At 58.6% G+C, this 20,200-nt stretch carries 15 protein-coding genes and 2 pseudogenes; 11 read left to right on the top strand and 6 right to left on the bottom strand.

Annotated elements, in window-relative coordinates; all coding sequences use genetic code 11:
• Positions 1–75: 75 nt before the first annotated feature.
• On the bottom strand, positions 76–1,428 hold the full coding sequence (locus NBG89_RS29860) for a sigma-54 interaction domain-containing protein (RefSeq protein ID WP_416068755.1): 1,353 nt from the start codon (positions 1,426–1,428) through the stop codon (positions 76–78).
• Between the two features lie 254 nt (positions 1,429–1,682).
• Here NBG89_RS29860 and NBG89_RS29855 point away from each other — a divergent pair, with 254 nt between their 5' ends.
• From NBG89_RS29855 to acs, 3 genes are all read left to right on the top strand, one after another.
• Entirely contained in the window at positions 1,683–2,510 is an 828-nt protein-coding gene (locus NBG89_RS29855) for an alpha/beta fold hydrolase (protein ID WP_416068756.1), read from the top strand.
• Between the two features lie 13 nt (positions 2,511–2,523).
• Positions 2,524–4,146 (top strand): MFS transporter, encoded by a 1,623-nt coding sequence (locus NBG89_RS29850; protein WP_416068776.1) that lies wholly within the window; start codon positions 2,524–2,526, stop codon positions 4,144–4,146.
• Between the two features lie 346 nt (positions 4,147–4,492).
• Entirely contained in the window at positions 4,493–6,448 is a 1,956-nt protein-coding gene (gene acs / locus NBG89_RS29845) for an acetate--CoA ligase (protein ID WP_416068757.1), read from the top strand.
• A gap of 230 nt (positions 6,449–6,678) precedes the next feature.
• On the opposite strand, the gene NBG89_RS29840 is transcribed toward acs, so the two are convergent.
• Positions 6,679–8,493: a methyl-accepting chemotaxis protein gene (locus tag NBG89_RS29840; protein ID WP_416068758.1), complete on the bottom strand. Its 1,815-nt coding sequence runs from the start codon at positions 8,491–8,493 to the stop codon at positions 6,679–6,681.
• 847 nt (positions 8,494–9,340) lie between these two features.
• Here NBG89_RS29840 and NBG89_RS29835 point away from each other — a divergent pair.
• The 8 genes from NBG89_RS29835 to NBG89_RS29800 all read left to right on the top strand — a co-directional run bounded on the left by NBG89_RS29835 (position 9,341) and on the right by NBG89_RS29800 (position 15,734).
• Positions 9,341–10,156 (top strand): helix-turn-helix transcriptional regulator, encoded by an 816-nt coding sequence (locus tag NBG89_RS29835; protein WP_431324663.1) that lies wholly within the window; start codon positions 9,341–9,343, stop codon positions 10,154–10,156.
• A gap of 461 nt (positions 10,157–10,617) precedes the next feature.
• The gene (locus tag NBG89_RS29830) at positions 10,618–11,589 is read left to right on the top strand and encodes a CobW family GTP-binding protein (RefSeq protein WP_416068759.1); all 972 of its coding nucleotides are present in this window, start codon (positions 10,618–10,620) and stop codon (positions 11,587–11,589) included.
• 31 nt (positions 11,590–11,620) lie between these two features.
• Complete coding sequence (locus NBG89_RS29825) at positions 11,621–12,121, top strand: DUF1097 domain-containing protein (RefSeq protein ID WP_416068760.1); 501 nt, start codon at positions 11,621–11,623, stop codon at positions 12,119–12,121.
• 33 nt (positions 12,122–12,154) lie between these two features.
• On the top strand, positions 12,155–12,898 hold the full coding sequence (gene nthB / locus NBG89_RS29820; RefSeq protein WP_416068761.1) for a nitrile hydratase subunit beta: 744 nt from the start codon (positions 12,155–12,157) through the stop codon (positions 12,896–12,898).
• 22 nt (positions 12,899–12,920) lie between these two features.
• Positions 12,921–13,538, top strand: coding sequence for a nitrile hydratase subunit alpha (gene nthA / locus NBG89_RS29815; protein ID WP_416068762.1), 618 nt, complete (start codon positions 12,921–12,923; stop codon positions 13,536–13,538).
• A gap of 7 nt (positions 13,539–13,545) precedes the next feature.
• Positions 13,546–13,890: a nitrile hydratase accessory protein gene (locus NBG89_RS29810; protein ID WP_069457464.1), complete on the top strand. Its 345-nt coding sequence runs from the start codon at positions 13,546–13,548 to the stop codon at positions 13,888–13,890.
• 22 nt (positions 13,891–13,912) lie between these two features.
• Positions 13,913–14,590, top strand: coding sequence for an energy-coupling factor ABC transporter permease (locus tag NBG89_RS29805; RefSeq protein WP_416068763.1), 678 nt, complete (start codon positions 13,913–13,915; stop codon positions 14,588–14,590).
• Between the two features lie 100 nt (positions 14,591–14,690).
• The gene (locus NBG89_RS29800) at positions 14,691–15,734 is read left to right on the top strand and encodes a GlxA family transcriptional regulator (protein ID WP_431324614.1); all 1,044 of its coding nucleotides are present in this window, start codon (positions 14,691–14,693) and stop codon (positions 15,732–15,734) included.
• A 56-nt stretch (positions 15,735–15,790) separates the two neighbouring features.
• Here NBG89_RS29800 and NBG89_RS29795 read toward each other — a convergent pair whose 3' ends face one another.
• The 4 genes and pseudogenes from NBG89_RS29795 to NBG89_RS29780 form a co-directional block, all read right to left on the bottom strand.
• The gene (locus NBG89_RS29795; RefSeq protein ID WP_416068498.1) at positions 15,791–17,026 is read right to left on the bottom strand and encodes a Zn-dependent hydrolase; all 1,236 of its coding nucleotides are present in this window, start codon (positions 17,024–17,026) and stop codon (positions 15,791–15,793) included.
• Between the two features lie 62 nt (positions 17,027–17,088).
• Positions 17,089–18,505 (bottom strand): annotated as a pseudogene (locus NBG89_RS29790) (amino acid ABC transporter permease/ATP-binding protein).
• Between the two features lie 54 nt (positions 18,506–18,559).
• Positions 18,560–19,346: pseudogene (locus NBG89_RS29785) on the bottom strand (transporter substrate-binding domain-containing protein).
• 115 nt (positions 19,347–19,461) lie between these two features.
• On the bottom strand, positions 19,462–20,154 hold the full coding sequence (locus NBG89_RS29780) for a M24 family metallopeptidase (protein WP_431324613.1): 693 nt from the start codon (positions 20,152–20,154) through the stop codon (positions 19,462–19,464).
• Between the last annotated feature and the right edge of the window lie 46 nt (positions 20,155–20,200).

The raw sequence follows: 20,200 nt of genomic DNA, 5'->3' as shown, positions 1-20,200 counted from the left end.
GGTTCCGACCAGCCGGACCTCAGGCTCAATATCGCATTCGGCGGCTTAAGCCTTTCGCGACTAAAGCGCTCCTTGCTAGGCGGGGCCTTGTTCTTTCAACAGCCGATAGAGTTGCGCCCGGCTGATGCCGAGCATCTCGGCTGCACGTTGCTTGTTGCCTCCGGCCTGCTGGAGGGCGGCGCGCAGGGCTGCATGGGCTTCGGATTTCATGCGACTCTTCAAGTCGCTCTTCGCATTCGCAGAGGGTGACGGGCGACGACTATCGAGCGATGCAGTGGATAGATGCCCCGTCACGATCATGCGCGTGAGGGCATTCTCCAGTTCCCGGACGTTACCCGGCCACGTATGAGCGACAAGCCGCTCATGATCCTCAGCTGTCAATACTGGCGCCGGGACGGACAGCCGCGTGGCGATGCGTGCAAGGAGGTGTTCGGCAAGATGAGCCAGATCGCCCCTTTCTCTCAGGACCGGGACCTCGATCGGCAGAACGTTGAGCCGGTGATAGAGGTCCTCGCGAAAACGCCCTGTCTGCACCAGTTCGACGAGTGGCTTGTTGGTAGCGCAGATGATGCGAAGATCGATGCCGACCGGGTTGGTGCCGCCGACGCGGACGATCTCGCCGGTCTGGAGCACGCGCAGAAGACTGCCCTGCAGGGCCAGCGGCATGTCGCCAATCTCGTCAAGGAAGAGCACGCCGCCAGTCGCCAGTTCGAACTTGCCAGGTTTACCTTGGCTGCGCGCACCCGTGAAAGCCCCGCCCTCATAGCCGAAAAGCTCTGCTTCGATAAGTTCGCTGGGAATGGATGCGCAGTTGACCCACACGAATGGCCCGGTAGAGCGGTCCGACAAGGAATGGATTGCCTGCGCGGCCAGTTCCTTGCCGGTGCCTGTCTCACCGCAGATGAGAACCGGCAGATCATACGCGGCCGCCAGTTTAAGTGCGTCGCGATGCGCTTCCATCAACGGATCAGTCCCGATGACATCGTCGAGACCGAACTTCGACTGCCAAGCTTTCGGCTTCGAAGGAATGGCGAGTTCCGCCTTCGAAATCCGGCCGTAGGTTTTTTTCAGGGCATCGTAGTCGGAGAACAGCGCCAGACCCACGGCGCCGATGATCCTTCCGTCCTTGTGCACAGGGACCTGCTTCGTCACCAGCTTATGGCCGCGCACTTCGAGCGGATAACCAATATGAGTGCCAATACCCCGCGCGACGAAATGAAGTCTAGTTTGCGGCCCCACCACATCGGTGATGTGCCGCCCGAGAAATTCCTCGGCCTCACCGCCAAGGAGGCGGCAATAGGGGTCGTTGATCAGGACGATCGTTCCTTCCGTGTCGACGGCGACAAGGCAATCGGAAACGTGATCGAGGACAAGCCGGAGGAATCCGGCTTCCTCGGAAGAACCTGCTAGCCATTCGGGAAGGGTCATATCAGCTGCCTGACTACTACTGAGATATCGCAAATCGCATGTTAGCGGGTTTTGTCTCAGATGCGAGAATTTTTGTGCCGCAAACGAGACAAAGAGATGGAGCTCACCTGGTCAGCAAGACAGTGGGAATCCACCTTCCATTCCCAATAATCGTTTGTCTTGAGGGTGTTAGATTGAGCAAGACTGGCATACGTGGAACTGGCCCATGGCTTGCGATGCTCCTTGGCGTAAAAACCGAAAGGGGAGCAGATATCATGCATACAGAAACAATAGAGATAGGCGATACGATCGTCCGGGTGTCGGGCGCGGGCCAACCGCTCGTCTTCGTGCACGGATTTACGACGACCGCGGAATTCTGGCGCGGGCAGGTCGAGGCCTTCTCATCCCGCTACAAAGTCATCCGTATCAACCTGCCGGGGCACGGCGTGTCGCCAAGACCTGCCGGTCGCAGCTATACCATCGACGCCTTCGCAAACGACGTGCTCCAAGTCTTCAGCAAGCTCGACATCCGCCAGGCCGTCCTTGTCGGCCTCTCGATGGGCGGAACCATCGCACAGAGCTTTACGCTGGCGCATCCGGAGCGCGTACAGGCGTTGGTGCTCGTCGGAGCGACGCCGCATGGACTTGGAGAGGACGTCAATGTCGATAATGTTCTGAAGGCGATTGACGACCTCGGCGTTGTCCAGGCCAGCCAGAACGTCATTGATCGGTCGTTCGGCAGCGCGGCCAGTCAGGAACTCCTGAACTTTGCCAGGCAGGAGGTCGCACAGACCCCCGATTTCGTGGCGCGCGAAGCGATCGCGTCACTAAATGCATCCGACAGTCGTTCGCGTCTTGGCGACATCAGGGTCCCGACCCTGGTGGTCGTCGGAAACGAGGATATCATCACGCCGCCGGCGGAGTCGGTAATCCTGGCTGAGGGCATACCGGACAGCAGGCTGGAGGTGGTCGAGAATGCGGGACACTTCCCGATGCTCGAGCAGCCTCACAAATTCAATGAAATGCTGGCAGCATTTCTGCGGGCCTGTGAAGATCCGGTTTCTCAGACGAGCGGCCAAGGCCTCTCGCAACATGCCATCTAGGGGAGGGCTCGAAATGTCTGTTCATGAACTTTCGTCTGGAACCGTAGCAAAGGCCGAGGGCCTCGACCGGAACACAAAACGCACGGTCTTCGCTGCTGCGCTCGGGACCGTTTTCGAGTGGTACGACTTCTTCATCTATGGGTCGCTTGCCGCATTCTTCAGTACGCTGTTCTTCCCCAAGGGTAACGAGACCGCGGCACTTCTTGCGGCACTTGCGACCTTTGGCGCCGGCTTTGTCCTTCGGCCCTTCGGCGCGGTCGTCTTTGGACGGCTAGGCGACCTCGTCGGCCGGAAAAAGACCTTCCTCGTCACCATGCTGGTCATGGGCCTTGCAACGGCTGCAATTGGTCTCTTGCCGACCTACGAATCGATTGGCTGGGCTGCCCCTGCATTGCTGGTGGCCTTGCGTCTTCTCCAGGGATTGGCTGTGGGTGGCGAGTTCGGCGGCGCCGTGACCTATGTTGCCGAGCACGCCGATCACAATCAACGTGGTTTAACGACCAGCTGGATCCAGATCACGGCGACGCTCGGTCTCTTCCTGTCGTTGCTCGTGATTGTGCTGTGCCGCAGCTCGATGTCGCCCGAAGCCTTTGCAAGCTGGGGCTGGCGCTTGCCTTTCGTCGGCTCGATCGTGCTTCTGGTTCTTTCGCTCTACATCCGACTGAAGTTGCATGAGTCGCCTGTGTTCCAAGAGATGAAGGCACAGGGTAAGGGCTCGAAGAATCCGATCGCCGAGACCCTCGGTGATAGCCGGAATCTTCGGCTGATTATGGTTGCGATCTTTGGTGTCGTCGCAGGCCAGGCTGTGATCTGGTACACGGGCCATTTCTACAGCCTCTACTTCATGACGACGACGCTGAAGATGACGCATGATCAGGCCAACTTTTACCTCCTGATCGCGCTGACGCTCGGTACGCCCTTTTTCCTGTTCTTCGGCTGGCTTTCCGATCAAATCGGACGCAAATGGATTGTCGTGACAGGTTGCGCACTGTCGGCGTTCCTGATCATGCCACTCTTCCAGGCGCTGGGGACCTACGGCAACCCCACCCTTGCCGAGTTCCGTGCAAAGACGTCGGTCACGCTCGTTGGAAACGACTGCGACCACGATCAGTCATTCATCGGGCAATTGTTCAGTCCCCAGGCGACGACTGATTGCCAGAAGGCGAAGGCGCTTCTGACAGCCCGGGCGGTCCCCTACACGGTCAAGACCGACGCAGAACCCCTGCGGGTTCAAGTCAACGGCGGCGAGGCGAAGCCGTATAACGAAGCCGAACTGCTCGCGGCTTTGACTGCAACTGGCTTGCCTGATCCGAAAGCACCCGTTCAACCGAACGGACCCGCAGTGATCGGCATCTTGTTCTGCCTCGTGTTCCTGGCCACGATGGTGTACGGCCCTCTCGGAGCGCTTCTTGTGGAGCTCTTCCCTGTCCGTATCCGCTATAGTGGTGTTTCCGTCGCCTTGCAGCTCGGGAACGGCTGGATCGGGGGATTCGCTCCCTTTGTCGCGACGGCGGTGGTGATCGCCACCGGCAACATCTTCGGTGGACTTTGGTACACCGTCGCGTTTGCCGGACTGACGGCCGTGATCGGTGCGCTTCTCCTGCCTGAAACGCGAGGCCGCGATCTGAACAGCTGACGCGGCGAAGTGGTTCACTCGGCAAGTCGACTGTCAAGTCGCCTGGTTTCCTGAGCCGCCAACAGATCGACGTAGACGAAGTCCGGGCAACTCGCCCGGACTTCTCTTAGGGGTCCGCGGAACGCCCCGTCAAAAGAGTCTGATCAACTCACAAATTAGGCGGACCACGAGTTGAGCTCTGGCCGGTGCAGCCGCGGGCCCTGAAATGCTTGAATATCTGCGAGGACATCCTGCGGCGGTCTCGTGCAGCGACCACAAAAAGCAAGCTGCAGGGGGCTCCTGAGATTCACCCTCCAATGAAGTGCCTGATGCTTCAGGAAAATCGCTAATTTATGAGGAGGAGTTCATGTCAGCCAAAACCTATCCGGTGCTGAAATCGGCAAAAGTTCGTGCCCTGATCGATGACGAGAAGTACCAGAAGTGGTATCAGGAGAGCATCGAGGATCCCGAGAAGTTCTGGGGCAAGCACGGCAAGCGGATCGACTGGTTCAAGCCCTATACGAAGGTCAAGAACACGTCCTTCAAGGGCAAGGTCCCGATCAAGTGGTTCGAGGACGGCCTGACCAACGTCTCCTACAACTGCATCGATCGTCACCTGAAGACGCATGGCGAACGCACCGCCATCATCTGGGAAGGCGACAACCCCTATATCGACAAGAAGATCACCTATAACGAGCTCTACGAGCACGTTTGCCGCATGGCGAACGTCCTCAAGAAGCACGGCGTGAAGAAGGGTGACCGCGTCACCATCTACATGCCAATGATCCCGGAAGCGGCTTATGCCATGCTCGCCTGCGCCCGCATCGGCGCGGTGCATTCGGTGGTCTTCGGCGGCTTCTCGCCAGAAGCCCTCGCAGGTCGCATCGTCGACTGTGAATCGACCTTCGTCATTACCTGCGACGAAGGTGTTCGTGGCGGCAAACCGGTTCCGCTCAAGGAAAACACCGATATCGCGATCGAAATCGCCGCCAAGCAGTATGTGATCGTCAACAAGGTCCTGGTCGTGCGCCGCACCGGCGGCAAGATCGGCTGGGCACCGGGCCGCGATATCTGGCACCATCAGGAAGTGCACACGGTCAAGGCCGAATGCCCGCCGGTGAAGATGAAGGCGGAAGATCCGCTGTTTATCCTCTACACCTCGGGTTCGACAGGCAAGCCGAAGGGCGTCATGCACACGACCGGCGGCTATCTCGTCTATGCCTCAATGACGCACGAATATGTCTTCGACTATCACGATGGTGACATCTACTGGTGCACGGCCGATGTGGGCTGGGTGACCGGTCACTCCTACATCGTCTACGGGCCGCTTTCGAACTGCGCCACGACGCTGATGTTCGAGGGTATCCCGACCTTCCCGGATCAGGGCCGCTTCTGGGAGGTGATCGAGAAGCACAAGGTCAACATCTTCTACACCGCACCGACCGCGATCCGCTCGCTGATGGGTGCCGGCGACGAGTTCGTGAAGCGCTCGGACCGTTCGTCGCTCCGCCTTCTCGGCTCCGTGGGCGAACCGATCAATCCGGAAGCCTGGGAGTGGTATTACAACGTCGTCGGCGAGCAGAAGTCGCCCGTCGTCGATACCTGGTGGCAGACGGAAACCGGCGGCATCATGATCACGCCGCTGCCGGGTGCGACCGCGCTGAAACCCGGTTCGGCCACGCGACCTTTCTTCGGGGTCAAGCCGGAGCTGGTGGACAATGAGGGTCAAGTGCTGGAAGGCGCGACCGACGGAAACCTCTGCATCACCGACAGCTGGCCGGGCCAGGCCCGCTCCGTCTATGGCGATCACGATCGCTTCGTGCAGACCTACTTCTCCACCTACAAGGGCAAGTATTTCACGGGTGACGGCTGCCGCCGCGACGAAGACGGCTACTACTGGATCACGGGTCGCGTGGACGACGTCCTGAACGTCTCCGGTCACCGCCTGGGCACGGCCGAAGTCGAATCGGCGCTGGTCTCGCACCACCTCGTCTCCGAAGCGGCCGTCGTGGGTTACCCGCACAACATCAAGGGCCAGGGCATCTATTGCTACGTCACCTTGATGTCGGGCCACGAAGGCAATGACGCGCTGCGGGCGGACCTGGTGAAGCATGTCCGTACGGAAATCGGCCCGATCGCCACACCGGACAAGATCCAGTTCGCGCCCGGTCTGCCGAAGACCCGTTCCGGCAAGATCATGCGCCGTATCCTGCGCAAGATCGCCGAGGATGATTTCGGCGCGCTCGGTGATACCTCGACGCTCGCAGATCCGGCTGTCGTGGATGACCTGATCGCGAACCGACAGAACAAGGTGGCACAGTGAACCCAACGTCACTGGTACGTAAGGGAGAAGGGTAGTCACTATTGGCTCTTTTCATCCGACAACTTCCAAGACGCATTTGCACCTCCTATGGCTTTGCAGAACAATGCCTCGCAATTTGAGCGCTGTGTTGCCCCGGTGGGGGTCCACTGCCTCCGGCGGCACGAAGCCGTCGAAGGCAGTGAAGTTTCATTTGCGGTAAAAGCAGTTCATTCACCGAACGCGCTCGCGCGTTACGCAGCCTCAGAAAGAAGAGTGTCACGATTGCTGGCTTCGGTTTTGAAGTTGGCAATCAAGCTGAGCAGGCCTTCGGTATCAGTTGCCAAAGCCGCTGCAATTTCGGTCGATGCCTGCGCCATGGCAGCATTTTTCTGGGTTGCCACGTCAAGTTCATTGATCGAGCTTGCCACGCTGGAGAGTGTCGTGTCCTGTTCTTTGGCGCTACGGGCGATACTTGCTACGAATTCATCGGCTTCTTCTATCTGTCTCGATATGCGCTGGAGCGCCTGACCGGCATTGCCAACATGGCTCACACCTTCGGTGACCTGAAGCGTCGACTTGGAGATTTGATCCTTGATCTCTTTCGCAGCAGAGGCTGAACGCTGTGCCAGCTCGCGCACTTCCTGGGCAACAACTGCGAAGCCCTTACCGCTCTCACCTGCTCGAGCGGCTTCGACGCCAGCGTTTAGTGCAAGGAGGTTGGTCTGGAACGCAATCTCATCGATGACACTGATGATATTGGAGATCTCTCTCGCAGAATGTTCGATTCCAGCCATCGCGCTGATTGCTTTCACGACAATTGCTTCGCTTTGGGTAGCTTCCTGGCTGATGGCGCTAACCTTGGCTGCTGCGCTATGCGCTCCCTGCGCTGTTTCCCGGACGGTAACCGCCAGTTCATCAATCGCAGCTGAAGCCTCTTCGAGGTTCGCTGCCTGAAGCTCGCTTCGGCGTGCAAGATCGGCTGACGCGCGATAAATTTCATCCTTGCTCATCGAAATGACCTGGCCTTTCTGGTTGACGACAGCCAAGGCCAGTTCGAGTTTCTCTATCGCAGTGTTGAAGTTCAAGCGCAGGGCAGCATATTTCTCGCCTAGATCAGCGCATCTGACGGTAAGGTCGCCGCGGGATAATGCTTCCAGTGCCCCACTGATCGTGGAAACAACATGCGCTTGGACCGATCGCTCAGCCTCTTCGAGCTGCAATCGCTGCTCCCGTTCGGCTTCTAGGGCGAGTTTGTTCTCGGCATCGCGACGCTCCAACTCCAGCCGCCTTCTCACTCTGTCTTGAAGGGTCTTGATCGAAGTGGCCATCATGCCGATTTCACTTGGCTGATCAGTGTAGGGAATTTGATAGGAGATGTCCTGTGCGGCTATTGCACCGAGCGCCTTGCGGATCTCCGAAAATGGCACCGTGATGCTTCTCAGCAAAGCAACTGCAATAGCCACGCTGACAGCAAGTACTGATAGGCCAATAATCGCAGCATTCTTGTAAATCTGGTAGTTCTTGCCGTCGATATCGTCCATATAGGTACCTGTCCCCAGCACGATCTGCCATGGCGCAAAATCCCGCGCATAAGCCGTTTTCACGACTTGTTCCTCGGCAGGACGTCCCGGCTTTGGCCAGTAGTACTGCAATGATCCGCCCCCATTGCGAGCAAGCTCTATCAATGTTTTGACGACGGGGACCCCGTTTTTGTCCTTGGTGCCAATAAAGTTCGTCCCGACGTCCTTTTTGTCCGGCATCAATACGCGCACCCCATTGTAGTCGTACCCGAATATGTAGCCGGTTGGTTCAAAGCGGATCGCTTCAATTGCGTTGGCAGCCGAGGACAGGGCCGCTTCATGACTTAACGCTCCGGATTTCTCGGCTTCGTAGAAGTGATTCATGATCGAATAGGCAATATCCACTTGGCTCTTCAACGCCTCGATCCGCTCACCTGAGACATTGTCCATGGCGGTCTTGACCAGGCCGGCCGCCGTTATGGACAACGCGAATGCCAGGCCACAGATGAACAGAACCAGCTTATTCCGCATTGAAATATTACGCATCCTTCTCTCCGGGTATTGAACGGGTTTTAAGACTCTCGGGGCCTTACGATTATTGTTTGCCGCGCATTCCCTACTTGGATGCGTTGTCAACAGATCGAGCCCGACATGTTGTGGATTTGAGTCGCTAAGTATTAACAGTGTCATAGAGACGAGATCGACGTGCATGGTTCGCGGCGTTATCTGGACAATGTTCGCAATATGGACAGAGATGGCGTGGATTGAGCCAGTGAGCGTTGACCGGTCGCATTTGCATCGTCATTTCAAAGAAATGGCTGTCGCCAGGTCGTATTCTTCGTCGAGCGGAATGAGTGGCGAGCTCCCCCGCCGGCTCGAACCGGCGGAGTTTCACTTGACGCTCCCGTTCGACGACGGTCGCCCGGCCGCAAACTCCAGGATCGGCTTGTGGGGATGCTTCCTCCAGCATCTTGCCTGAATGTTTCAGCGATGATACCGCGCGTCTCAATTGTGGGACATTCTGTGAGGAAACTGGATCCCGGAGAGGCGCTTTCCGACTCGATAAGGCAATTATTTCAAAGTATTAATAAACGGTTTCGAACTGGCCTGAGGATTGCTGACCGATCTTCGACTGATTGATGGTTGGGGGTGGAAGGCTGTGCGTCGCCTACCTCCGCGACTATCTGCTTGGCGGAGGGCGATTGTGCGGCTTATTGAGATTGCTGCTACCGGATGTGGGCAGCCTGGGTTTCATGGTCGGTCCGGTCTAAATCAGGGCACACTCAAGCTGGGAGATCAGGACCACGCGATCGCAGGGCACAGATTCTTGATTGGCCGAACGGGTTCGGCCGGCGAAGACCGTGTTTCAGAAATCATAAATGCTCTGAGTAAGATGTCCGGGCTTTGTATCCTGTGCCTGCCAATAATCGACGCGGATAAAGCAGCCAGCGGCGTCGGATCCGCTATGAAGACTCAAGCCCGCGGTTTCCTTTCAAGTAGCTGGAGCGCCACCAGAGAACGCCTGCTGGTCGACGCGGGCAACCACTTGGTTTTTGCGTTCGAGGCGGCCGCATTAGGGAAAGCCTTGAGTGTGCTCCTCGGGAAGTCTGCACTTTCAGGTTCCGAATTGGATGAGGAAATCGACCTGGACTTGCCGACCGGATCACACTTGGCAGGGCTTGTCGATCTCATCTGGGATTGTATCGACGCCCCGGAAGCACATCGGCTTGGGTGCAAGGCTGTCCACTGCCTCGTCCAGTCCGTTGTTACCGCCCTCTGTTGGGCAATCGTCGCAAGTCCTCTTCGACGAAAGGGGCGATCTGCGTCGCCGGCAATGCCTTGGCACGTAAAGCGCGCTATCGGATATATGCGCGCCAATCTCGGGCACTCCATGACGGTGGCATCCATTGCGCGCGAGGCTGGGATAAGCGTCAGGGCCTTGCAGCTCGCGTTCAGGCGGTTCAAAGGAACTACACCTCTCAGCTATCTCCAAGCGATGCGGCTCGCGGCTGCACGCGAGGAGTTGCTAAACAGCACGTCCCCTCCATCGATTTCTACCGTGGCGCGGAAGGCTGGATTCACGCACATGGGACGGTTCGCTGCAGCCTATAGTGAAGCGTATGGGGAGACTCCGTCGGAGACGTTTGCTTCGTCAGGGCGCATCGTCGCGAGAGGCGATCGACAAGCTCGCGAAAATCGACTTCGGTGAACGCCGGCTCCCCAAGATGTACCGATACCGACGCTTCAAGTCAGATGGCGCGATACTCCAGCGTCCGTCGACGTTCTTTGAGGGACGCCTCCGTGAATCGGGTTTGGGCAGAGCGGCGAACGACGACAAAGCGGGTTGATCTCGCAATCCACCTACTCCCAGAGTTTATCGGCATGCTACAGCGCATTGGCAGTTGGGTAACAGCATCTCCAGCCAACGCCCACATTTTGCTCATATGCTCAATTATTAGCCGTGTATATATTTTGGGCGCAGATTGGCGTATTCTGCATGTGATTTGGCTGAAACTGCATTCATGGACCCATTGTGAGCCGGGCACCTTCGTAATGTAATGATGGCCAATACTGCAATCCAGACAGGCTTACTGACCCCACCATCTGAAGCCATTCTCCGGATCTCACGGGATCGGGCTGGTCGAGTGTTGTTTTGAACTGGAGACAAAAATGAGAAAAATCAACGCGACCATTCTCACCGGCTTTCTGGGCGCGGGCAAAACAACGCTGCTCAACCGTCTTCTGACCGAACGCCCCGATGAGCGTATCGCGGTCGTCATCAATGAGTTTGGTCAGGTCGGTATCGACGGCAAGCTTGTCATCGAAACGACGGAGGACGTCGTCGAACTGAATAACGGCTGCATTTGCTGCACGGTGCGCGACGACCTGATCGGCGCCCTTCGCAATCTTCTTGCGTCAGATCGCGCCTTCGATCGCATCGTCATCGAAACGTCGGGTCTCGCCGATCCGGCGCCCGTCATCCAATCCTTCGTTCTGGACGAGGTCTTGTCGAGCCATGTTCAACTGGACGCGATCGTCACGGTTGTCGATGCCTGTCACGACGATCAGCAGCTCGGTCAGGATGAAGCCGTCGAACAGATCAGCTTTGCCGATCTCATCCTGCTCAACAAAACCGATTTGGTGTCCTTGGATAAGTTGGCCGTGGTGGAGAGACGTATCAGGCAGCTCAATCCGCTGGCTCGGGTCGTTCACACCAAAGACTGTGCTATTCCGATGAGCTCGGTTCTCGACCTTGGTGCCTTCGACCTCAAGAACATCTTGTCGATCGATCCGGCCATCCTCGAAGATCATGAGCATGAACATGACCAGTCCATTTCCTGCGTCGCATTGCAGCGTGCAGAACCATTGGACCCAGCCGCCTTCAATAGCTGGCTGAACCGCCTCGTACAGGCGAGCGGCGCCGATATCCTACGGATGAAGGGGGTGGTGAACTTCGCCGGCGAAGCCCGCCGCTATGTATTCCACGGCGTCCATATGACGCTCGAGGGCCGTCCGGGAAAGCCATGGATGGGCGATCCCCGCCTGAGCGAGATCGTCTTTATCGGCCGCAATCTCGACGAGGCAGAGCTTGGCCGCGGTCTCGAAAGTTGTGTTCCTTGCGCCCTGGCCGTGGCCACATGAGAAGTGCCTCACCACAACAAGGAGAAGCCTCATGCCACCTCTTGTCGCTGCAATGATCAGTCTCGGTGTTCTGGGTGCACTCGACACCTATATCACGGCGACCCTGTTTCCGGTTCCGGTCTGGGTCACCTTTATTGCCTGGGCATCGTTCTTCGCTTGTGGAGGCGGCCAGGCAGGACTGATCAAATCGCTCGCCTCTAACTGGGCGGGTGTCACGATTGCCTCAATCACCCTGTTGATCGTCGAGTTTGGCCCCGCCCATCCCCTGTTCGCAGCCATCCTTGTCGGTGCTGAAACTTCGCTCGTGGTTCTCACCTCCGCAGTGCCAATCTTGAATTTCACGCCTGCTGTCGTGTTTGGCTATGCCTCCCTCGTCGGCACGTCGGCGGCAACCGACACCACCATCGTCACGTCAAGTCTGTCCCATCCAACTCTCGTGACCATGGCCGCCATGCTGATTGGAGCGATCTTTGGTTTCGTCTCGGAGCTTGGCACGCGCCTGCTCGCCGGCTCAAAGGCGATGGCGGCCTGACTCATCGTCTGCTCTAACTAGGATAAGATCATCATGAAGATCCAACATTATCTTGGCGGACTGGAAGGACTCGGTCCGGTCAACACAGAAACAAGGGTCTTCGTTGAACCCTGGGAAACGCGAATCTTCGGGATCCACACGGCGATGATGGCTCTGTCGGCTCAATTGCCGCTTCCCCAAACGCCATCGGCCTTCCATACGATCTGGACCTGGGCCGATCTGCGCAAGGGGGCCGAAAGCCTCAATCCCTTCGACTATTTCAGGTATCGCTATTACGAGAAGTGGCTGGGCGGAATTTCGGGCTACTTTATTCAGCATGGCTACATCACTGAGGAGGAGCTCGACGCTCTGACGGAGGAGTATTACGCCGACCCCTCGAAGCCCCTGCCAAGCGCAGGCGACGCTGCAATCGATGACCGTGTCGTCCAGTATCTGGTCGAAGGCGACAGTCCAGCACGCGACGTGCCGGTGGCGGCTAAGTTCTCCGTCGGCGACGTGGTCCGGATCGCGAATGTCCCGAGCGTCGAGCATACTCGTCTGCCTGGCTTCTTGCGGAATAGGACGGGAGTCGTCGAAACCGTGTATCCCGGCGCTTACACGTATCTCTGCGACACCGGCCCCGACGGTATCGGCGAAGCGATGACCGTCTACTGCGTCCGCTTCGATCCGAACGAACTGTGGCCGGGCAATGCTGAACCGAACTTCAGCCTCTATGCCGACCTTTACGCGCGCTACGTCGCCCCGGCCGATGTTCCGCTATCGGTCAAGGCCGCCTAATCAATTCATCGGGGAGAAACAAATGACTGAACGTTTCAAGTATCGCGATGACCGCGAAGCTTACAGTGCGGCGCGCGTGCGGGCTCTCGAAGCCTTGCTCATCAAGAAGGGCATTATCACCGACCGGACCGTCGATACCGTGCTCGAGTTCTTCGAGACCAAGATGGGGCCTTTCAACGGCGCAAAGATCGTCGCCCGCGCCTGGGTGGATCCAGCCTTCAAGGAACGGCTTGTCGCGGATACGCCAAAGGCGATCGCTGAACTCGACCTGCCGGACGGCATGGCCGGCGCGGAAGGCGAGCACATGCGTGCCGTCGCAAATGCTCCGGGCGTCCACAATCTGATCATCTGCACGCTTTGCTCCTGCTACCCTTGGCCGGTTCTTGGGCTGCCGCCCTACTGGTACAAGGATCCGACCTTCCGTAGCCGTGCTGCCCGCGAGCCGCGTGCGGTGCTTGCCGAATTCGGCTTGCCGATCTCGGAGGATGTTGAGGTCAAGGTATGGGACTCGAGTGCTCAGATCCGTTGGTTTGTCGTGCCTGAGCGGCCAGCAGGAACCGAAGGTTTGTCGGAGACAGAACTTGAAGCTCTCGTCACACCGGAAGCCATGATGGGCGTTGCCGTCGCCAAGGCAGCCTGAGGTCCCGATGCTGACGCAGTTCGAACACTTTGCCGTCACCGAAATGCTGGGCCAGCCGGACAGTCCGCCTCGGGCCAATGGCACTCTTTGCTTTGGGTCCGACTGGGAACGTACGTCCTTCGGGATTGCGCTCGCGCTCGCAAAGGAAGGTTATTTCGAATGGGACTATTTTCGCGATGAACTGATTGCCTCGATCAAGAGGTGGGAAGATGAACATCCCGCCGATTATTCATCGTGGAATTATTACGATCAATTTCTGACGGCGCTTGAGAGCGCCGTCGTCAAGACCAACCTTTTGACCGCCTCGGAACTGCGTGAGTTCTTCTCTCTCGGCGATCAAGTCAACCAGTAACAGCTTTCACGGAGACACCCACATGCATATCGAACCTGGTATCGTGAACGGCGCCAAGATCGTCCTGAGTTACGCCACCGCCTCCGGCGCTGCGCTCTTCACCCTGAAATATGCGCGCGCCGAGCTCCGGCGTCGAGGGCTGTCCTCACTTATGGGGCGAAGCGCCATCGCAACGGCCCTTGTCTTTTCCTTCTTCGAGATCCTTCCGCATTATCCGGTCGGCGTGTCGGAGGTGCATCTGATCCTCGGTTCGACGCTCTTCCTGCTGTTCGGCGCAGCGCCGGCGGCAATCGGCCTTGCTGCTGGATTGCTGCTCCAGGGATTGTTCTTCGCGCCGTTCGACCTGCCCCAATATGGTATGAACGTCACGACCCTGCTCGTGCCGCTCTTCGCGCTGCAGGTCATTGCAAGCAAGGTCGTCACGCCGAATACCGCTTATGTCGACTTGAAATATCGACAGGCGCTGACACTATCGACGGCCTACCAGGGCGGGATCGTTTCCTGGGTGGCGTTCTGGGCGCTTTACGGTCACGGCTTCACGTTTGAGAACCTGCTGTCCATCGGGAATTTCGGTCTTGCCTACATGGCAGTGATCCTGATCGAGCCGCTCGTCGATGTCATGGTGCTCGCTGCCGCAAAGTCCGCCAGGGACATGTCGCGCACCGGCTTTTTCGACACCCGACTGACCTCGGCCAAGTGATTTCTGAAGGTGACCATCGCCCGCGCCCGGGCGGTGGCCTTTTATTGGCAGGAATTTTGCTTCGGACTTCAGATAGACAAACCTGTTCAAGGGTACGCCAATGCGGATCGTTATTCTCGCGCCACCGGGCGTCCAATCCTTGGATGTTGTGGGTCCTGCAGAGGTCTTCTGGGAGGCCGCGCGGCGCTGCGGCGACATGAGCAGATACGACATCCAGATTATGTCCACCGGCCAACCTTCGATCGGAGGCACCGGCCAGTTGCGGTTCCTTGCAGATCGTACGATCTTTGACAGCGATGAACCAATCCATACCTTGCTGGTCGCAGGCGACCCGTCGTTTCAGGCAATCGATCCGAAGGTTATTTCCTGGCTGCGCCGACGCGTGCCCACCGTCAGGCGATATGGATCAATCTGTACCGGTGTCTTCCTGCTTGCTGCGGCAGGACTGCTTGAAGGAAAGCGGGTCACGACCCACTGGGAATGCACGCCACGCTTCCGCAAGGAATACCCCCACATCGAGCTTGAACCGGACGCCATCTATATCCGTGACGGCAAACTCATCACCGCCGCCGGGGTCACCGCCGGCATCGACCTTGCTCTCGCGCTTGTGGAGGAGGATCTTGGGCGCGAGGTCGCACTGGCCGTGGCCAGATACATGGTTATGTTCGTGAAGAGGCCCGGCGGTCTATCGCAGTTCAGCACGCACCTTGTCGGCCAGATGTCCGAAACGAGCTTCATTCAGAAGGCGCAAGACTTCATACTGGCCAATCTTGAGAGGGAGTTGCATGTCGATGCAATCGCCAGGAATGTCGGAATGAGCACACGCAACTTTGGCCGCGTATTCAGACATGAGCTCGGAATGACCCCGCTCGACTTCATCATCGCTGCGCGGACCGATGCTGCACGCCGGCTCCTGGAGGATACCGAGCGCCCACTTCAGGCAATCGCCAAGGCATGCGGTTTCGGAGATGTCGCAGCCATGCGGCGGGCCTTCGCCAAGACTATCGGCGTCACTCCGAACGAATACCGCGCCCGATTCCAGATTCTGCGCGACCACAGGTCTGCCTTCCGGACATCCGACAATGCTCTTGCGGCGCAGCTTCTTGGCGCCGACAACCTATCGAAAGCTGCTATCGTGAGCTGAACTGCGTGAACGATCACGTCGTCAACCGCGGCAAGAAGCCTGAGCTTACAAAACCATCAAGACTTGGCGAGAATCCGTGCGACATCCAACAGGAGGTTGGCACCCGCGATCAGATCAATGTCATGAGTAAGTTCGGCTGGGTTGTGACTGATACCGGCAACGCTTGGTACGAAGATCATGGCGGTTGGGGCAATCGTCGCCATCATCTGCGCGTCGTGTCCAGCCCCCGACGTCATCCGCCGATAGGATAACCCGCGCTTTTTCGCCGCGTCCTCTATGACGGCGACGATCTCTTGGTCGAACACAACGGGCGTCGAGCGCGCCAGTCGCTCGGTGCTGATCGACAGTCCCTCGTCGGCGGCCAGCCGCCCCAGGAACTCCGACAGCGCTCGTTCTTCTTCCAGCAGCCGATCTTCGACCGGGTGGCGAAGATCGATTGTCAGGGTCGCCCGGGACGGGATCACGTTGATCGCATTGGGCTCGAATTCAATACATCCCACAGTCGCGACCATCGGCGAAGTGGAGGCCAGAGCCCGCTCTCTCAAATAGGTGACGACGCGCGCAGCGCCGTATCCCGCGTCGCTGCGCATGGTGATCGGCGTGGTGCCGGCATGATTGGCGGTACCGTTGATTGTAACCTTCTGCCAAGAGATGCCTTGCAGGTTTTCGACCGCACCGATGTCGATACCCTCACGTTCAAGGACTGGCCCCTGTTCGACATGGAGTTCCACATAAGCAACAGGTTTGAGAAACCCCGGCTCCTTTGGTCCGGCGAAACCGATCCGGCCGAGTTCATCGCCGAGAAGGGCCCCGTCGGTTCCGACCGTAGCCAAGGCTGTGTCCGTGTCCATCCCACCAGAGTAGACGACGGAGCCCATCATGTCGGGTGCGAAGCGAACGCCTTCCTCATTGGTGAACGCGGCGACCACGACCGGACGAGACGGAACGAAGCCTTCGTCCTGCATGGCTTCGATCACTTCCAGCGCCGCAAGGACACCGTAGCATCCGTCATAGATGCCGGCGTTGATGACTGTGTCGATATGGGAGCCCATCATGAATGGCAGTTTGCCTTCGCAACCCGGAGGCTCCCAGATGCCGAAGATGTTGCCGATGCGATCCACCGCCACATCCAGGCCCGCCGTCCGCAGCCAGGAGACGAAGAGGTCTCGTCCAAGCTTGTCGGCGTCGCTGGCGGCGAGGCGCGCCAGGCGCCCGTCACCATCTCGTCCAAGACTTCCGAGTTCCTGGATCCGGCCGATCAACCGCGCGCCGTCTATCGAAATGTCGGTCATGTTCATTCCTCCGAGCAAGTCGGTCATTTTTAAGCGGTGGCTAATCAGGGGGTTGCCGTGGGTCAAATCCGGACAAACTCTGCGATACGGCCATCTTGCTTTCTGCGTTCCTCCAGCAGTGACGGGGAGCCGTCGAACACGACTTTGCCTTTTTCCATGAAGATCACCCGGTCGGAGACTTCCATCGCGAACTTCATTTCGTGGGTGACGATCACCATGGTCCGGCCGGACTTGGCGAGAGCAGCCATGATGCGGAGCACTTCGCCAACGGTCTCGGGGTCGAGTGCCGAAGTCGGCTCGTCGAAAAGCAGAATGGAGGGATGCATGGCCAGCGCCCGGGCGATAGCAACGCGTTGCTGCTGTCCGCCGGAGAGCTGGTGCGGGTACTTGTTCTCGTGGACCAGCATGCCAACTTGGGCGAGAAGCGACCGTGCGTCTTTCCGAATGTCCGAAAGGCTGCCGCGATGATGGTAGACCGGGCCCATCATGACGTTTTCAAGAGCCGTCTTGTGGGGAAAACAAGTTGAAGTTCTGGAACACCATTCCGATCCTTAGTGCATCAGCGCTGTCATGCCGGATGGTCTTCGCGAGCTTCTCCCGGGTCCCGGCAAGAAACGGCTTTTCCTCGAGATAGACGACCCCGTGTTCCAGTGTCTCAAGACCGTTGAGGGAGCGGATGAGCGTTGTTCTTGCCGGAGCCGGACGGCCCGATGATCGAGACGACTTCGCCCGGCTTGACCGACAGGTCTAGGTCCTTGAATACCTGGTGAATACCGTAGGACTTCCCGCCCTTTTCGAGGCGGATGGCGGGTTCGGCGGCCGAGGTGCGGACGTCGTCCACGATCTGCTTGACGACAGCGCCGCTAGGCTCGGCCTCTTCGGTGGTCAGCTCGGCAAGACGCCGCGAGAAGTCGAGGCGGCGCTCAAACGCCTTGAGCGCAAGACGGTGACGATCAGGACGTAGTAGCAGGCGACCGCCACCATGGTTTCGATGACCTTGAAGTTTCGGGTATAGTAGCGCTGCCCGACAAGCAGGATTTCGGCAAGCGAGATCACCGACACGAGAGACGTCAGCTTTACGATGGAGACGAATTCGTTCCCGAGCGAGGGCAGGGCAATGCGCAGCGCCTGCGGGATCACGATGTGCCGCTGGACGCCCGTGCGCGAAAGCCCAAGGACCTTTCCCGCCTCATATTGGCCCTTGCCGACCGCGACAAGCGCTCCGCGGTGGATTTCCGCGATGTAGGCTGTCTCGCTCAACACCATCGCCAGAAGGCCTGCGACGAATGGAATGGACAGAAGACCTGAGGTCGACGGGAACGCCTGCGGAAGATTGTAGACGAAGATCAGCAGGACCAGGAGCGGAAGGCTTCTGAAGAACCAGACGTACAGTCTGGCAGCCCGACGAACCACCATCAGGCTGGAGCGGTCCGCGAGCGCGACGAAGAACCCGATCGTGTAAGACCAATCGAAAGCCATTGTCTTTTTCCAGTGAAGTTGACCGGGCCGCCGGTAGCGGCCCGGGAGGATGGATCAATTGCTTTCGACGAGAGCCGCGGCGACCTCGGCGTCGGTCGGCAGAGCGAGGTTGTACTTGGCGAGAATAGCCTTGTATTCATCGCTGTTCTTGAGAGGCTCGAAGGCCTCCTTCAGGCGGTTAAAGAGCTCGTCGTTACCCTTCTTCACCGCCAGACCCATGACGACGGGGAACAGGATTTCCGTGGACGTGATCTTGAGACGGTCGCCCGAAGCCACGACGGCAGCCTTGGAGACGCCGGCATCGTCGAACACCACATCCGCACCGCGCGACAGCAGCGCCTGTGCCGCCTCGGCCGACGTGGCGAATTCCTTGACGTCGATCGGGTTGGATCCGCATTTGGCCTGAGAGACCTTCTGGAGTTCCGGCACCCAGGCCGCGCCCTTGAGATTGGCGACGCGCTTGCCGCAAAGGTCTTCAGGCTTCCTGGGCTCGAAGGTGTCATCGGAGGGGACCGTCAGCGAGCCGCCCGTCTTTGCATAGGCGATATAGTCCACGACCTGCGCACGGGCGGGCGTGACATAGAGCGCGGAGGCGATCATATCGAAGCGGTTCGCCTGAAGCTGGAATCAGGCTGGCGAACCTGGTGTTCATGAACTGCACTTTAACGCCGAGCTTTGGAGCGAGCACGGCCATGACATCGGCATCAAAGCCCTTTGTCACACCGTCCTCGAGATAGTCATAGGGCGGATAGACCTGGTCGGAGCCAACCGAGATTATACCTGGCGTGATCGTCTTGAGATCTTGGGCGACGGCGGCGGACGCTGTGCCGAGAGTCGTCATCGCGGCGAGCAGGATAGCGGTCTTCATTGCGATTTTTTTCATTTTCATTCCCCTTTTTGATTGCCCGGACGGACCATCCGCCCGAGTGACGATTTCTGTCTCCGTCAACCTTGGGTCACCGGATGATCGGCATCTCTCTGGGGGCGCGTTTCGTCAAAAGCCGCGGTCCGTCCCTGGTGATGGCGATGTTTTCTTCGTGGACAATCATCTTGCCGAGGGCGTATTCCATCCCCGGCTCGATCGTCAGCACCATGTTCTCGACAATGACGGTCCCGTCGCCGAGCCTGTGCGATGGCGGTTCCGTCAACTGCATGCCGAGGCCATGTCCCAGTCGGCCAACATTGTTGCCGATGGCTCCGGCCTCCTCGATGATCTCGGCCATTGCGCGGAACACGTCATCGGTCTTCGCGCCGGGAACCGCGGCCTTGATCCCCGCCTCAGTGGCAAGCCAAAGGGCATCGTGGACCCGCTTGGCATCGTCGGAGATGTTGCCGATGGCGTAGTTGCGGTCGAAGTCGCAGAAGTAGCCGTCAAAGGTCGATCCGGTGTCGATGAAGAGCACGTCGCCTTCCTGCACCAAACGATCATGTGGACCGCAGACGATCTGCGGGACGCCGCCGGGTCCGGAAATTGCCGGCATGAACGGCGTGGAGTCCGCGACGCGACGCGCGATGTCGATCCTGAGCTTTCTCACGATCTCGCGTTCGCTTTCGCCGACGGCGATGCTGGCGGGGAGGGCCTCGTAGGCATCGCTTGCGATCTGGCAGATATAGTGGATGTGGTCGATCTCGGCCGGGGTCTTCACCATCCGGATTTCCCAGATGCACGGCGAGCCGTCGGCGATCTCAAGGGCG

It is taken from the genome of Rhizobium sp. YTU87027 (assembly GCF_050644135.1).
GTDB lineage: Bacteria > Pseudomonadota > Alphaproteobacteria > Rhizobiales > Rhizobiaceae > Rhizobium.
The sequence above is the reverse complement of the archived record's forward strand: the minus strand, read 5'-3'. Positions and strand labels throughout refer to the sequence as shown.

Coding starts and splice junctions, on each gene's coding strand:
- NBG89_RS29840 (WP_416068758.1), bottom strand. CDS start 8,493: ATGCGTAATATTTCAATGCGGAATAAGCTGGTTCTGTTCATCTGTGGC.
- NBG89_RS29780 (WP_431324613.1), bottom strand. CDS start 20,154: ATGGTGAAGACCCCGGCCGAGATCGACCACATCCACTATATCTGCCAG.
- NBG89_RS29800 (WP_431324614.1), top strand. CDS start 14,691: ATGCGGATCGTTATTCTCGCGCCACCGGGCGTCCAATCCTTGGATGTT.
- NBG89_RS29835 (WP_431324663.1), top strand. CDS start 9,341: ATGTCCGGGCTTTGTATCCTGTGCCTGCCAATAATCGACGCGGATAAA.
- NBG89_RS29860 (WP_416068755.1), bottom strand. CDS start 1,428: ATGACCCTTCCCGAATGGCTAGCAGGTTCTTCCGAGGAAGCCGGATTC.
- nthB (WP_416068761.1), top strand. CDS start 12,155: ATGAAGATCCAACATTATCTTGGCGGACTGGAAGGACTCGGTCCGGTC.
- nthA (WP_416068762.1), top strand. CDS start 12,921: ATGACTGAACGTTTCAAGTATCGCGATGACCGCGAAGCTTACAGTGCG.
- NBG89_RS29830 (WP_416068759.1), top strand. CDS start 10,618: ATGAGAAAAATCAACGCGACCATTCTCACCGGCTTTCTGGGCGCGGGC.
- NBG89_RS29810 (WP_069457464.1), top strand. CDS start 13,546: ATGCTGACGCAGTTCGAACACTTTGCCGTCACCGAAATGCTGGGCCAG.
- NBG89_RS29805 (WP_416068763.1), top strand. CDS start 13,913: ATGCATATCGAACCTGGTATCGTGAACGGCGCCAAGATCGTCCTGAGT.
- NBG89_RS29795 (WP_416068498.1), bottom strand. CDS start 17,026: ATGACCGACATTTCGATAGACGGCGCGCGGTTGATCGGCCGGATCCAG.
- NBG89_RS29855 (WP_416068756.1), top strand. CDS start 1,683: ATGCATACAGAAACAATAGAGATAGGCGATACGATCGTCCGGGTGTCG.
- NBG89_RS29850 (WP_416068776.1), top strand. CDS start 2,524: ATGTCTGTTCATGAACTTTCGTCTGGAACCGTAGCAAAGGCCGAGGGC.
- acs (WP_416068757.1), top strand. CDS start 4,493: ATGTCAGCCAAAACCTATCCGGTGCTGAAATCGGCAAAAGTTCGTGCC.
- NBG89_RS29825 (WP_416068760.1), top strand. CDS start 11,621: ATGCCACCTCTTGTCGCTGCAATGATCAGTCTCGGTGTTCTGGGTGCA.